The sequence below is a fragment of the Tenacibaculum adriaticum genome (assembly GCF_008124875.1).
GTDB classification, from domain to species: domain Bacteria; phylum Bacteroidota; class Bacteroidia; order Flavobacteriales; family Flavobacteriaceae; genus Polaribacter; species Polaribacter adriaticus.
The window spans coordinates 351,759-366,432 of record NZ_VNIA01000003.1; the positions used below are offsets into that span (position 1 = coordinate 351,759).

At 28.8% G+C, this 14,674-nt stretch carries 12 protein-coding genes; 10 read left to right on the top strand and 2 right to left on the bottom strand.

The window, feature by feature from the left end; genetic code table 11:
- Window positions 1–100: 100 nt before the first annotated feature.
- Window positions 101–907, top strand: a complete 807-nt coding sequence (locus tag C7447_RS10630; RefSeq protein ID WP_148870492.1) for a hypothetical protein — start codon at window positions 101–103, stop codon at window positions 905–907.
- 56 nt (window positions 908–963) lie between these two features.
- On the opposite strand, the gene C7447_RS10635 is transcribed toward C7447_RS10630, so the two are convergent.
- The gene (locus tag C7447_RS10635; protein WP_148870493.1) at window positions 964–4,674 is read right to left on the bottom strand and encodes a metallophosphoesterase; all 3,711 of its coding nucleotides are present in this window, start codon (window positions 4,672–4,674) and stop codon (window positions 964–966) included.
- A 55-nt stretch (window positions 4,675–4,729) separates the two neighbouring features.
- Between C7447_RS10635 and C7447_RS10640 the strand changes: the two genes are divergently transcribed.
- The 3 genes from C7447_RS10640 to C7447_RS10650 all read left to right on the top strand — a co-directional run bounded on the left by C7447_RS10640 (window position 4,730) and on the right by C7447_RS10650 (window position 7,912).
- Complete coding sequence (locus tag C7447_RS10640; RefSeq protein WP_148870494.1) at window positions 4,730–5,917, top strand: Pycsar system effector family protein; 1,188 nt, start codon at window positions 4,730–4,732, stop codon at window positions 5,915–5,917.
- Between the two features lie 387 nt (window positions 5,918–6,304).
- Window positions 6,305–7,222 carry a mechanosensitive ion channel family protein gene (locus C7447_RS10645; protein ID WP_148870495.1) on the top strand — a complete coding sequence of 306 codons (918 nt, stop codon included), beginning with the start codon at window positions 6,305–6,307 and terminating at the stop codon, window positions 7,220–7,222.
- 93 nt (window positions 7,223–7,315) lie between these two features.
- Window positions 7,316–7,912, top strand: a complete 597-nt coding sequence (locus C7447_RS10650) for a DUF2652 domain-containing protein (protein ID WP_148870496.1) — start codon at window positions 7,316–7,318, stop codon at window positions 7,910–7,912.
- Window positions 7,913–7,942: 30 nt separating this feature from the next.
- Here C7447_RS10650 and C7447_RS10655 read toward each other — a convergent pair whose 3' ends face one another.
- Entirely contained in the window at window positions 7,943–9,091 is a 1,149-nt protein-coding gene (locus C7447_RS10655; RefSeq protein ID WP_148870497.1) for a DUF3095 family protein, read from the bottom strand.
- Between the two features lie 379 nt (window positions 9,092–9,470).
- Here C7447_RS10655 and C7447_RS10660 point away from each other — a divergent pair, with 379 nt between their 5' ends.
- The 6 genes from C7447_RS10660 to C7447_RS10685 all read left to right on the top strand — a co-directional run bounded on the left by C7447_RS10660 (window position 9,471) and on the right by C7447_RS10685 (window position 14,631).
- The gene (locus tag C7447_RS10660; RefSeq protein WP_148870498.1) at window positions 9,471–10,595 is read left to right on the top strand and encodes an AI-2E family transporter; all 1,125 of its coding nucleotides are present in this window, start codon (window positions 9,471–9,473) and stop codon (window positions 10,593–10,595) included.
- A gap of 83 nt (window positions 10,596–10,678) precedes the next feature.
- Window positions 10,679–11,242: a helix-turn-helix domain-containing protein gene (locus C7447_RS10665; RefSeq protein ID WP_148870499.1), complete on the top strand. Its 564-nt coding sequence runs from the start codon at window positions 10,679–10,681 to the stop codon at window positions 11,240–11,242.
- A gap of 11 nt (window positions 11,243–11,253) precedes the next feature.
- Window positions 11,254–11,700 carry a response regulator gene (locus C7447_RS10670; RefSeq protein ID WP_148870500.1) on the top strand — a complete coding sequence of 149 codons (447 nt, stop codon included), beginning with the start codon at window positions 11,254–11,256 and terminating at the stop codon, window positions 11,698–11,700.
- A 4-nt stretch (window positions 11,701–11,704) separates the two neighbouring features.
- A complete protein-coding gene (locus C7447_RS10675) occupies window positions 11,705–13,495 on the top strand; it encodes a CHASE3 domain-containing protein (protein WP_148870501.1) in 1,791 nt (596 codons plus the stop codon).
- Window positions 13,496–13,770: 275 nt separating this feature from the next.
- On the top strand, window positions 13,771–14,346 hold the full coding sequence (locus C7447_RS10680; protein ID WP_148870502.1) for a hypothetical protein: 576 nt from the start codon (window positions 13,771–13,773) through the stop codon (window positions 14,344–14,346).
- Window positions 14,347–14,478: 132 nt separating this feature from the next.
- Window positions 14,479–14,631, top strand: coding sequence for a lmo0937 family membrane protein (locus C7447_RS10685; RefSeq protein ID WP_148870503.1), 153 nt, complete (start codon window positions 14,479–14,481; stop codon window positions 14,629–14,631).
- Window positions 14,632–14,674 lie beyond the last annotated feature (43 nt).

The following is a 14,674-nucleotide window of genomic DNA, read 5'->3' on the forward strand; positions in this document are numbered from 1 at the left end:
ACAAAATAAAAGATAATGAGATTAAGAATTTAAAAACAATACCTATGTTATATAGAATTATTCATTCTATTTAATTTTTTTTCGTAAACAACATCATTCTATGAAATATTTATTAAGCAGTATTACTATTTTATCATTTGCAATCTCATCTTGTCAAACAGGAAAAATTAAGGTTATTTCTGATATGGATCATGATCTAAAAGAAGTTTCTGGAATTGAAACTATTACTAATTCTTCACTGCTTTGGGTAATTGAAGATGCAGGAAACACTGCTAAAATATTGGGAGTTAATAACAAAGGGTCTGTTGATAAGTCTATTACTTTAGAAAGTATAAAGAACAATGATTGGGAAGATTTAGCGTCAGATAATAGAGGGAATCTTTACATTGGTGATTTTGGAAATAATTCTAGAAAAAGAAAAAACTTTACCATTCTGAAAATAACGAGTATTGATTCCGCTAAAAACAGAGAAGTATTAAAAGTGAACTTCACTCTGCCAAAAGGATTAAAAAGCAAAGATTTTGAAGCGTTTTTTCTATTAAAGAATAATTTTTACATCTTTAGTAAAGAAAAAAAGAAAGCGGTAGTTATAAAAGTTCCAAATCGTGCAGGGAATCATGAAGCAGTATTTGTTTCTAAGTTTTCTCTAAAAGGAAAAGAAACCGAAGTTACTTCTGCAGATATAAGCGAGAATGGAAAAACTATAGTATTACTAAATCATGATCGAATCTGGAAGTTAACTAATTTTGAGGATGAAAGTTTTTTCGGAGGCACAATCGAAGAATTAAAATTAGGACACAAATCTCAAAAAGAAGGTGTTTGTTTTATAAATGACTCAGTTTTATATATTACAGATGAACGTAAAAAATCTGAAGGAGGAAATATTTATAGTTTTGAATTAGATTAAATTCATGATTGTTCATAAAAACGGGAGTTATTTCCACAATTTTTCAATGAATTTATTTATAAATTAAGTCCAAAGCCAAATGAAAATCTCAAACCTTCTTTACTATTAAAGAAGCTAAATGTTCCTTGAATAGATTCTGCAGCAGATACCCATAAACCACCACCATAATCATTGTGCCATTTTTTAGAATTGTCACCCTTTAACCAAACTCTACCGACATCACCCCCAACAAAAACACCTATTTGCAATGGTAATGTATTTGTCTTAAAAGAGTTGAAGGCATACCTTAAATCTGAACTAGTAACCAATGCATTTTGACCAGTAAAACGCTCTGTTCTAAAGCCTCTTAATCCACTATTCCCTCCAATATTGGAAGCTTGATAGAACTGTAAGTCTTTTCCAATTCTAAATTGTGAATTAATATATGTTTTAAGTACTAATTTTCTGTTTTTAGAAATGGCATTGTAAAATCCTAATTTAGTATTTAAATAACCGTAAGTTTTTTTAGCTTCACTAAGCTCTGTTTTAAAACCTGTAGAAGCCTTAAAAGTTAAAGCTCTTGTGGGAGTAATTTTATTATCATAGCTTTCGTATTTAAAATAACTTTCTAGACCAGAAAAAAAATGTCTTTTGTAAAACATTCTATTTATGTCAGAAGAGTAAACCGTTTCAATAAATCGATCGTCAGTTTTTCTAACTTTAATAGCTTCAGTCTCTATTTTAAGTCCATAATCACTACCAAAAACACCTTTTTTAATCAGACCCAAACTTACAGCATAAGTGCTTGTTTTAACTCTGTTATAATCTAAACTTAGTTGGTGGTCGTTGTTTATTGTTTCATTTCCGTAGCCAAAAAAATTGTTAGAGAAGTTTTCACTTGTCATTTTTCCTGAGAGTTGGAGATTCCAATCACCAAAAAAATTAGCAAATTCACCATTATAACTTATACTAACACCACTTGTGGCAAAATAGTATCCTGCATTGATTTTATGTTGTCTTGTAAAAGGGTTGCGTTGGAATCCTTTTTTTGTTGAAATTTTACTTATTCCTAAAATAAACCCATCGTCTGGATTATAATTGAGGGTCGGTGTTATGGAGCCAGTATAAATAATGTCTTTGTTGAAATCGAATAAGTTATTGTTGTATCTATCCGCAAAATTTATTTTACCACCGTTATTTTTCAAAATAGTGTTTTCTTTTGATTTATAATCATAAATTCTAATACGGTTTCCATTTTTAATAGTATAAACATCATGATTTTGCCCTCCAATTATTCTAATATGTATCGGTTTTTCTGCTTTGCCTAAAACTTCAAAAACATCATCATCATCTAAACCATATATCCATATTTCTTTAGTGATTTTTTTACTAAAAGTTCTATCTAAAAAAACTTCCCCCTTTTTTCCGTCAATGATTCTAGACATTTTCACGGTTGTTTGCATATTTCCCCTTCTAGTAATTTCAATAAAGTCATCTTTGTCTGTACCTGTTAGTATAACCAATTTATTGAGGTAGTTATAATAACGTTCTGCAATGTCTTTTATATTAGCTCTCCTACCTTTTAAGTGTTCTTGAATTTCAACTAAAGATTTGTCTCTTACTTCTTCAGGAATTTTAGAAAATGCTTTGGTAATGACTTCATCTGTAATGTTTTCCTGAAGAAATTGTGCTTGCTGTATCCAAACATCTATATTTGATTGTTGTATTAAAACTTTATCCAATTTAGTACCTGCACTATTCATCCACTTTACATCTTTTAATTCAGAATCATAAACCTGTAATTGATTTGTTGAACCAGATAAGCTTCGCATAACATCTAATAAAGCTCCATCAAAATTTGAGAATGCTTGATCACGGTCTCTTGGAATAGGTCTAAAAAGTTTGTCACCATTCTTTTGATCAAATTGTGCCCATCTCCATTGGTCTTGGTGCCTATCCCAATCTCCTATAAGCATATCGAATAATCTTGCACGTATATATGCCTCTTCATCTATTTTATACTTTTCATCTTTTCTGATTTTTGAAATAATATCATGTGTACTTTCTAAATCATCTGCATAACCAAAGTTTTTTTTGTTAGAGTAATTTTCTTCAGGACGCTCTTCAATCATATATAACTCATTACCATAATCTGTGTTATAATCACCTAAATATTTATGCTTTGGTATATAAAATAAATGGGGGTTAGTATGATAAACACCAGCAGCATTCGATAGATCAGGAATCACAAAAAATGCATAAGGGTGTGCGGCTGTATAAAAATCTAGAATCAGTTTTTCTATATAAGTTTTATCAAAATCATCATCTATATGAGTATTTTTAAACAAAACAGTTTGTAAATATCGTGTTGCACTTTTACGTAGAGCTCTCATATTTAATTCGCGACCATCTTTCCTTTTTAATCGTAATGATTTTGTTTGGTGTCCTCCTCCTGGGCGAATAATATCTAATCCACCATACAAAGTATCTAAAGTAGCTACAGGAACTTTAATTTTTGTGCTATATATTTCTCGGTATCTATTGCCTAACAGAGCTTCATAAAAATTAGATTTATCTGTTTCTTTTTTGGTATATATTGAAGCTTCTATGCTTGTAGGAAAGCTATCGGGAAGGGTGTTTGTATCAAATAATTCTCTTCTTTTTTTTAAAACTTCTTTTGCATATAATAATTTTGGATTCCCATTATCATCTCCATAAAAACTTACCCAAGTGCTGCCATCTTTGTATATGGTTAACTGAGCGAATCCTTGTTGTCCGTATGCAAATAAACCATTGTTATTTAAAGCAACAACTGCTTCCTTAGCCCCTGAACCAGAGATAACTTGCTTAATAGTACCATTTTCTATGTACTGCAAGGTGTGCTCATGGCCAGAAACAAACACGATGTTATCGTACTCTACAGCCAAAGTTTCTAAACGTTTCATTAATTCGTTGTATCGTTCGTTATATCTATCTTGAATAGAAATTCCTCCTTGTGTTCTTACTTGTGTAATTATTGAACCAATGATAGGTAATGGTATTTTTGATTGGAATGGATAAATATGTTTTTCTGCTGAATAAAACCCACCGTGTAAGCCATTGGTAAACATTGGATGATGCATTGCAAAAACAACACGCTTGTTTTGAGCCTTTTTTAATTCTCCCTCTAACTCTTCAAGAAAGCGTTTTCTTGTTTTTATCGGGCAATCATCATTTATAGTTGGGTTTTTGTCCCAGTCTTCTAAGTACCATTGTGTATCAATAATAAATAGAGCTACGGTTTCACTAACATTTATAGTCTCTAAAGGACAGCCATTTTCTGGTTTAAAAGTATTTTTTCCTAGAGCATCTTCTATGTAATTTTCTTCTCTTTTTACTCCTTTTACACCATCTGCATACCAATCGTGATTTCCTGGTAAAAAGATAGTTTTTCCCTTAAAATTTTTAACGGCGTTTATTTGGGCATTTAAATAATTTTCTCCAGAATCTCTGTTTTTATCATCCTCATCAGGAAGCCCCGAAGGATACACATTGTCGCCCAAAAATAAAGCATAGTCTTCCTTGCTACTTCCTTTAGAAACATGTTTTTTAAATATTTTCAAAGCTGTCGATAAATCATCTTTAGGGGATTTACCAGCATCACCTATGAGGTAAAATGTACGATGAATTTCTTTTAAAGGCAATTGTTTTATAGTCTCGTATTCGTTTTTATACTGAACTTTATGGGATGCGCAATTTGCTAAAAGAGCACACATTATTAGGTTTAGGGTTAATTTATTTTTTAACATCTTAGAATTTATAACTTATTTTTTCAGTATTTTGTTAATTAAAAGAATTTTAAGTATGTCATCAATAATAGAAATTACAGATAAGTATGTATTTGATTTATTTACAAAACATTTACCTAATACATTTACCTATCATAATTACAAACATACAAAGCGTGTATTTCAAAGTACGAAAGAAATAATTGAAAACTCTAAAATTGATGCAAATGAGTCAGAAATTTTACTTTTAGCGTCACTTTTACATGATACAGGGTATATAAAGACAAGAAAAGGACACGAAGTAGAGAGTACAAAAATCGCTGTTGATTTTCTGAAATCTCAAAATATTAAAGAGAAGAAAATAGAAGCAATTTGTCAATGTATAATGGTTACTAAATTAGGAGCAGAGCCCAAAAGTGAATTAGAAAAAATTATTAAAGATGCTGATACTTCCCATTTTGGGAAAAAGTATTTTGCAGAGGTTAGTGAGCTATTTAGATTGGAATTAGAACTACAAAATATTAAAACATATTCTCCAAAAGAATGGTGTATAGAAAATATTAAAATGTTAAGTAAAAAGCATAAATATTATACAGTTTACGCTAAGAAAAATTGGATAGAAAGAAAAGAAAAAAATTTAGAAAAACTGATTGAGTTTAAATTTAAACAACAATCTATAGCTCTTAAAGAGGAGCTAAAAGCTAAATATAAATCAAAATATAAAAGAGAAAGCTCAGAACGTGGTGTTCAGACGATGTTTAGAGTAGCATTGAGAAACCATATAAAATTAAGTGATATAGCTGATACTAAAGCAAACATCTTACTGTCTGTAAACGCTATTATTATTTCTTTAGTATTATCTAATCTAATTTCAAAATTAGATAATCCGTCAAATAGCTATATGATTATTCCGTCAGTAATTTTTATTATTTTTAGTGTGGCTTCTGTTATATTATCAATAATTGCTACCAAGCCAAATGTGACACGTGGTGAATTTACCAAAGAAGATGTGGAAAATAAAAAGGTAAATATTCTTTTTTTTGGGAACTTTCATAAAATGAGATTGGAAGAATTTGAATGGGCAATTGAAGAGATGTTAAAAGATAAAGATTACATTTATAGTAGTTTGAGTAAAGATTTATACTTTTTAGGTAAAGTGCTAAGTAGAAAATATAGAATTTTAAGAATTACTTATACTATTTTTATGATAGGTATAGTGCTCTCTGTAATAGCATTTGCTGTTTCATTCAAAATGCAAAGTTAAAAGCCAGCTTTCTCAAATAAAAAGTATTTTTTTCTTTAAAATAAAGTGCTCTCGCATATTATGGAGTAAAATAACACAATATTTAATAAAAAAGAATAGAATTATAAAATGTATCTTTTGAAGACATATTAAAACTTCCTGTTTTATGATTTTAATTTGAACACAACGCTAGTATTTTATCCTATCAAATCTAATAGCAATATAATATATGTTAGGTTTTTATATGTATAAGAGATTCATTATAAAATTATTAGATGCTTAAATATGTGTAAATTTTAATTTTCATGTAGCTTATGAGTTAACATGAGATTTATTAGAGTTAAGCAACTCTGTTTTTCTGAAATATTTTTAATGCAAGTAAAGCTAAATGCATAAAGGGTAACTAAAATGAATCAGGAAGTACAAGAAGTAAAAGAGTCGTTTCAAAGCCTAACCGATAAATTGGAGGGTTGGTCAGATAGTTTAATTAGAAACCTGCCAAACATTGGAGTTGCCCTTGTTGTATTAATAATTTCTTATTTTATTTCCAGGTCAGTTTATAAATTAACGTTTAAAATTTCAAAACGGCAGATTAAGCAAGTTTCAATTGCTCAATTGGTCTCACGAGCAGTTTCCATTATAATTGTTTTAATGGGATTGTTTTTAGCATTAGGAGCACTTAATCTTGGTAGAGCTTTGACAGGGTTGTTAACCGGTGCAGGAATTTCTGGTTTAGCCATCGGATTAGCTTTGCAGGGAACATTATCTAACACCATTTCGGGTATTGTATTATCCTTTAGAAAAAATGTAAGGATAGGAGACTGGATAGAAACCAATGGGTATGCAGGCGAAATAATTGATATTAATGTTAATTATTTTGTATTGAAGGAAGCCGATAATAATATGACAGTATTACCAAATAAAGTTATTTTAGAAAATCCTTTTAAGAATTATTCCTTAACTAGAAAAATGCGAATTACCGTAGATTGTGGAGTGAGTTATGATTCTGATTTAGAAAAGGTAGAGCAAGTTGTTAAGGAGACTGTTGCAAAATTTTATAATCAAAAAGAAATAGGAAAAGAGGTGGAATTTTATTATAAAGAATTTGGAGAGAGTTCTATAAATTTCATTGTGAGGTTTTGGGCAGATGCTGAAAATAGTTTACAAAGTTTAAAGATAAAAAGTAAAATTATAATAGAGATAAAGAAAGCTTTCGATAAAGAAGGATTTAATATTCCATTTCCAATTAGAACGCTTCAATTTGAAAAAAAACTATCAGCAAGACACAAGCAAGATGTCCCAAACAAATCTTCAGTGAGAACCTGATTGTCAAACCTACTTATAAAAGAAGTGAAATATTAAATTTTCACAAAATGTTCTTACGATAAAAACTATCTTTATATTAAAAAATTAGTTTATATGAAACCAAAACCAATGTTGATTTGCATACCAGATATTAGTGGTTTTACAGAGTTTATGAGTTCAACAGATATTGAATTGAGCTCGCAAGTAATTCCTGCACTTTTAAATAAAGTTATTTATTCCAACACCATAGGGCTAAAGGTTTCTGAGATAGAAGGTGATGCCATACTATTTTATAAGGTTGGTAAATTACCCTTATTTAAAGACTTAATAGAACAATGTCGTTTGTTTTATATAGAATTTTATAAACAGCTTAAGTCACTAAATAAAGAATTTGAAGGAAAAATAGATGAGCTTCCTGAGGTTTTAGGGTTAAAAATCATTTTACATTATGGAGAACAAATAAGTGCTATACCTATTGGTAAGAACATAAAATTAATGGGGGAGGATGTTATAATTGCACACAGATTATTAAAAAACGATATACCTTTTGAAGAGTATATTTTAATGTCGGAAAGTGTTTTAAGTCAATATGATCATAAAAAAATAGCACATAACTTTGGTTGGGGTAAACTGCAAGAAATGGATACTAGATATAAGTATATAGGTGATATAAGCTATAAATTTATAGATTTGAAACCTTTGGTAAATTGAAGAAACAATATTATCATTGTGTGCCTCTTCTTATCTAATTTGTAATTTACTTTCATGTATAAATTTGGCAATCATTCTACCGCCTTCTGCACCATCTATAAAACGGATATGGCTTCTCTCTATATCTCTTATGTAGCAAGAAATTATAGATGCGTCTGTAACTTTCAGACCATACACTATTTTTTTTTGAGACTCTAAGGTATCTAAAAAAATTTGAAAATTATTTATTTGTTTATCGTTTCCAGAAATAACAGCGCTTATAGAGCCATTTATAATTATGGAGTTATGTGCTTGTGTAATATTACAAAGATGACATTTTTGCTTATTAACCAAATTAAAGTAAAATTTCCGAAGAATTATAGCAAATGGGGTGCCTAGTAGATACTTTATATCATATTTGGTAACTTTGGAGATTGTTTTAGGGTAAGTGTTTCTTTTTGAGATATCAACATGGGTTTTTATTTTCTTGGAGTTATCAAAAACATAATTAATTTCACCTATGATATTATTAAACACTTCAGCCTGCTTTGCTTCATCATTACAACTTATGAAGATACACATGACTTTTTTATGTTGATTCTTAGATTTTACTCTATTCCATTTATGTTGTGTTTTTACAAAATCTAAAGATTTAATATTTTTATCCTTAACACAATAAGGTGTAAATTTTTTCTTAATTTCAGCTTTTGCGAATTTTAATCCATCTCCTAAAACAATAGGAGTTATGAGGTGTGTATTTTGTTTAAGTTTAGCGATACGTACTGTAACGCCGTTTGCATATACTTTTTCTAAAATAACGCTACCCACTTTTAAATTTAATTTCTGTGTTTTTTTTACATAAACAGCATATGTGTTTAACACAGAGATAATTTCAGTTAAAATTTTATCTGGAACAATAAAAGTAGCACCGTCGCCACCAACAAAGTATGGTATTTTTATAGAATCGTTTAGGGCTTTAATTTCGTTTAAGACTACAATAATACTTCCAGTTGTGGCAATGTTAATTTCATTGAGTTCTGCATCAGCAGCCTTTATTATATCACCTAAGTCTTCTAAATCTGCTACTACAACGTGCCAATTTTTAGGCACACTTACAAAAAGATTTTCTTCTCTTAGTAAATTCCTTAACGATACTTCATGGCTGGGTAAATTATCGTAAAATTCTATTACATCCTTCATAGCTTAAAGCAGTACAATTTTTATCACAAAAGTAAGCTATAAAAGGGATAAAATATTTAATTATTGTTTTTAAGCTTAAAACAATAAAAACATAACTAATTGCTGAAATTATATAAAATGCATTGAAAATTATGTAACCAAAATTTAAACTTACAAAATAACTTTGTAAAATAATTTATAATCTAAAAACAATAAAAGAAGAACATTTAGAAAGTAAAGATTGAAATATAAAAAAAAGAATTAGGAGAAAGTATATAATATAACGACTCAAGATGGTATTGTCTAAAACTTCATACCTTCAATACTAAAATTATAAGTAGTTTTTTTGATTAACAAAACAAGATTAGTAAATATAATATAAACAATAATTATTACAGTTATGAATTCTAAACTAACAGTTTCGCATCGTTCATTGGCTCTTATAACGGTTATAGCTGTTGTTTTTATTTTGTATGTGCTAAAACCATTAATTATGCCTTTGTTGTTAGCAATGATATTAGGTGTAATGATTTTTCCAGTTCAAAAATATTTTGAAAAAAAATGGAGATGTGATCGTTTATTTTCTACTATTTTTTCTATTTGCTTAATCTTTTCCATAACAGCCTTAATATTTTTAATTGTCTTTATTGAATTACAATATTTTGTAGATAGTGGAGAGGATTATTCTATTAAGATTTCGGCATTGTTTGATGAATTAATGAATTACTTAGTAGACATCTTTAGCATTAATAGGAATAAAATTGCTTATAGTGATAGTTTAGATTTAGGAAATTTATTAAAAGGAAACTCAGGAAAAGTAATGACGTTTATATTTGAATCAGGTTCATTTTTAAGTAATGCTGTTTTAATACCTGTTTACTTATTTTTCTTTTTGTACTACAGACGTTTTTTTAGAGCCTTTACACATAAAGTATTTAAAAACAAGTCTCAGTCATTTATTAACACAATGATTAATAAAGTTTACAGGGTGCAAAAAAATTATTTAGCAGGTCTTATAAAGGTAATGCTAATTGTAGGTATTTTGAATACAATAGCTTTACTTATCTTAGGCATTGAGAAAGCTATTTTCTTTGGCTTCTTTGCGGCGCTTTTATTGTTAATACCTTATATAGGTATTATTATAGGGGCTCTATTACCCGCTGTTGTAGCTTTAGCAACAAAAGATAGTGCTTGGTATGCTTTTGGCGTAATTGCTATTTTTGGGTTTATTCAATTTTTAGAGGGTAATTTTATCACACCAAAAGTAACGGGATCTGAAGTGAGCTTGAATTCGTTTGTGACTATTCTTTCCCTTATTGCTTTTGCAATGCTTTGGGGAATTTCAGGAATGATTGTCGCATTGCCCATAACCGCAACTATAAAAATTATTTTTGATAATACACCAGGTTTCGAACCTTATGGGTTTGTTATGGGGCAGCCTATAGATATTCATTTAAAAACAAAAGCAAGGCAACGTCTTAAAGTTTGGAAAAATATCCGTAAAAAAAAGCTTCTTCAACCATAACTCAATACATTCTATGTTTGTATACCATTTTTATGTTAGAGAAATAGTTTAAATTTACAAACAAAACTAAGCTAGTAAATAATATGAAATTATTTATAAAATTTGATTTTAATGCAGTATGTAGGCAAGTACTTAAAGAAACATTAGACTTGTTAGATATAAAATATAATATTTTGGGTTTTGGTGAAGTAGAGATTTTAGAAAAATTATCTCCAGATAAATATGAAGCCTTAAATAAATCTCTAAACAAATATAACATAGAAATTGTAGAAAATCAGAAAAGTATTTTAGTTCAAAAAATCAAAGATACTATTATAGATATGATTTTGAATGATGAGACTAAAGTAACGATAAAGACATCAGCTTACTTAGCAAATACATTAGGACATAGTTATGGATATCTATCAAATTTGTTTTCAGAAGTTACCTATACTTCTATAGAAAATTTCATCATTCTTCAAAAAATAGAATACACAAAACAATTAATTATAAAAGGAAACTTAAGTTTAACTGAAATTGCATTTAAACTTAATTATTCTAGTGTTGCGCATTTAAGCACACAATTTAAAAATACAACAGGTATTACTCCTAGTGCATTTCAACGCATCATTACTAAACGTCGTCAAATACAACAAACTACTAATTAATAGCATTCTAAATGAACGAAGATTATATAGACATAATATTGGCAGACGATGATGAAGATGATCGTCTTTTTTTTACAGATGCATTCGAGGAGTTAAAAATAACTACGAAAGTAAGCACATACAACGATGGTGTTTATTTAATGGATTATTTAAATAGTGAAGAAATTATTTTACCAAATGTATTATTTCTTGATTTAAATATGCCACGTAAGTCAGGAATGGAGTGTTTAAGAGAAATTAGGGCTAACGATAAATTTAAAGATATAGCTGTGGCTATTTATTCTACATCAGCTTCGGAAGAAGATATAGAAAAAACATTTGTTTATGGAGCAAATATTTACATTAAAAAACCAGATAATTTTAAGAAATTAAAAAAAGTATTATCTGAAGTGGTAACTATTAACTGGCAATACCATACAAACGGTTTGAATAAAGAAATTTTTTTACTAAGACTATAAAATTATGCCATCAAGAATATATAAAGCACCTTGGTTTGTAAAAGCAGTATTCATAGTCTCCTTTTTTATTATATTTTTTGTGGCGGGCGTTACTTATAAAAATATGAGCAAGCTATCTGAATCCTTTGACTTAATAGAACATAAATATGAATTAGGTGTAGAATTAGAGCAAATGATTTCTTATTTAAAAGATGCAGAGACTGGGCAAAGAGGTTTTATAATAACTCAAGACTCAACTTATTTAGAACCTTATTTTTCAGGTAGAGAAAATATTAATAATAGCTTTGCAGAATTAAAACAGCTTACAAAAGATAATGAAGAGCAAATTAAGTTTTTGAAAAAGCTGAATATTTTAATAGACAATCGTTTGGCAAATTTTGAAGAAGTAGAGCGATTTGTATTGAAGAAGAAAAACAATATAGATAGTCCCAATTTAATCCCTATTTTTTTAGAAGGAAAACAACTGATGGATGACATTCGTGACAAGATCAAAATCATGATTGAACTCCAAAACAAACGATTAGAAGCGAGGCAAGAAGCATACGGTAATAATTTAGAGTTAACACCAATATTTTTATATTTAGTATTGCTGTTATCTTTATTGTTAATGATTGGTGCTTACTACAAGATAATTTCTAATCTTAAAAAATTAAAACAAACCAACAAGCAGTTAGAAATTTTTAAAGAATCTGCTAATCAATCAGAAATTGTAAGTAAGTATGGTAATTGGATTTGGAATATAGAGGAAGATACATTTATTTTTTCAGATAATTTGTATAGATTGTTGGGAGAAGAGCCTCAGTCATTTAAAGCTAGTGCAGCTAATTTTATTCAATTTGTGCATCCAGAAGATAAAGAAAAATTAAGAAAACAAGTAGAGATGATGATGGAAGAAGAAAACTTACCTTACGTCTACTATCGAGTAATCCATAAAAACGGAAACATAAGACACTTAAAATCCTATGGGAAAACGTTGGTAAACTCTGAAGGAGAAAAGAGACTTCTGGGTACCACAACAGACATTACTGATGAAATTGAAAATTTTGTAAAACTAGAACAACGAAATTTTGAGTTAGAAAGAAATAATAAAGAGCTTTCTGCATTTAATCATGTTGCGAGTCATGACCTACAAGAGCCTTTACGTAAGATACAAACTTTTTTATCACGTTTAGAAGATAAAGAAGAGAATAACTTATCTGAGTCTGGTCTTAAATATATGTCTAGAATTAAAAGTGCTGCAGCAAGAATGCGTTTATTAATTGATGATTTGTTACAGTTTTCAAGAACCAATAAAGCAGATAAAGTTTTCGAAACATCTAACATTTATTTACTATTAGAAGCAGCTAAACAAGATCTTGCTGAAGTAATTTCAGAAGAAAATGCGGTAATAGTTGCAGACACCTTTCCTGCTATGAATGTTATCCCGTTTCAGATACAACAATTATTTGTTAACTTAATAGGGAACTCATTAAAATACAAAGCCAAAGATCGCTCTCCAGAAATTAAGATTACTTATGAAAAAGTAATGTCTTCAAAAGAGGCTGTTCTTATTAATGCAAAGGCTAATACCTATCATAAAATTATATTTAAAGATAATGGAATTGGTTTCGACAATGAATATGCAGAAAAAATTTTCATTCTTTTTAATAGATTGCATAATAGGCAAGAGTATTCAGGAACAGGGATAGGATTGTCAATTTGTAAAAAAATTGTAGAGAATCATCAAGGCTATATTTTTGCCGATGGGCAACCAAGTATTGGAGCCACATTTATAATATATTTACCTTTTCTATAAAAATAGGATTAAGATTATATGAAAAAACCTAAACAATTTAAGTTTAGGTTTTTTTATTTTAAAAAAATAGTAAAAGTAGAAATCCTGTAAGAATAGTTCTAAATCTTATAAGACCAAACATAGGGTTTTATAATACTTTTGTGATGTACTTAACCGTCGAGATAATTATATAAGCGCTTTAAGTTTATAGGTGTAAATCTTGTAAAAGATATAGGGAATAATGTAACAAAACGGTTAAAACAAGTTGCACCTTCGTAGAGTAACAAAATGGTTAGATGATGAAATTTAGGAGAAATAAACTTACAATAACAGGGTTGGTAGCAGTCGCATTAGTTATTACAAATTTTAATTCTTGTGATTCTTTTATTAAAAGTAAGAAATGTGAAGTTATAAAAACATCTAGAATAGAAAGAAATATTTTAACATATAAAGATGAAGCTAAATTACTAGTAATGGCATCGAAAAACAATCTTGATGTTATAGAATTATGTAAGATTATAGAGAAAGAGGAAACGGATAAGATTGTTGTAAATTTAGTAGAACAAATTAAGGATGAGCATATTGAGATATTTGAGAAGTACAACGAAGTTGCTTTAGAAAATGTGATATCCATTCCAAACTATCCTGATATTAAGCAAGGAGAGAGAGCATTTAGTAATACTGATGATTTAGAAGTTAATTTGAAGCTTTTGAGTAATAAAATTAATAATCAAATTGAATTGTTAGAGAAACTTTCAGATACGACTGATAATTTAGATTTTAAAGAGTTGGCAACGTGGACAAACAATACTTTAAAAGAAAACTTAAATAAGACAACAGAAACCTTAACGGAATTGAATTTTGACAGTTAGAGTAGTTACTTAGAGAGCTTAAGTTTGAATGAAATTTGTTGCCTGCCAAAGGAAAATAAAAGTGAGATAAGGCCTAGATTGTCGAATACAATACTACCGTATAAAATTATATTAATTATTAAAACCATAAACATGAGAAATTTATTATATGTGATTGCAGTAATACTTATTATAGGTTGGGTATTAGGATTCTTTATTTACAGTGCAAGCGGACTAATTCACATTTTATTGGTAATTGCAGTAATTGCAGTACTATTAAGATTAATAGGAGGAAAAGAAGTTTAATCTACTTTAAAAGATTAGAATAAAATTTATATTAATTAAAAAA

Coding starts and splice junctions, on each gene's coding strand:
- C7447_RS10685 (WP_148870503.1), top strand. CDS start 14,479: ATGAGAAATTTATTATATGTGATTGCAGTAATACTTATTATAGGTTGG.
- C7447_RS10640 (WP_148870494.1), top strand. CDS start 4,730: ATGTCATCAATAATAGAAATTACAGATAAGTATGTATTTGATTTATTT.
- C7447_RS10670 (WP_148870500.1), top strand. CDS start 11,254: ATGAACGAAGATTATATAGACATAATATTGGCAGACGATGATGAAGAT.
- C7447_RS10630 (WP_148870492.1), top strand. CDS start 101: ATGAAATATTTATTAAGCAGTATTACTATTTTATCATTTGCAATCTCA.
- C7447_RS10650 (WP_148870496.1), top strand. CDS start 7,316: ATGAAACCAAAACCAATGTTGATTTGCATACCAGATATTAGTGGTTTT.
- C7447_RS10660 (WP_148870498.1), top strand. CDS start 9,471: ATGAATTCTAAACTAACAGTTTCGCATCGTTCATTGGCTCTTATAACG.
- C7447_RS10665 (WP_148870499.1), top strand. CDS start 10,679: ATGAAATTATTTATAAAATTTGATTTTAATGCAGTATGTAGGCAAGTA.
- C7447_RS10675 (WP_148870501.1), top strand. CDS start 11,705: ATGCCATCAAGAATATATAAAGCACCTTGGTTTGTAAAAGCAGTATTC.
- C7447_RS10645 (WP_148870495.1), top strand. CDS start 6,305: ATGAATCAGGAAGTACAAGAAGTAAAAGAGTCGTTTCAAAGCCTAACC.
- C7447_RS10680 (WP_148870502.1), top strand. CDS start 13,771: ATGATGAAATTTAGGAGAAATAAACTTACAATAACAGGGTTGGTAGCA.
- C7447_RS10635 (WP_148870493.1), bottom strand. CDS start 4,674: ATGTTAAAAAATAAATTAACCCTAAACCTAATAATGTGTGCTCTTTTA.
- C7447_RS10655 (WP_148870497.1), bottom strand. CDS start 9,091: ATGAAGGATGTAATAGAATTTTACGATAATTTACCCAGCCATGAAGTA.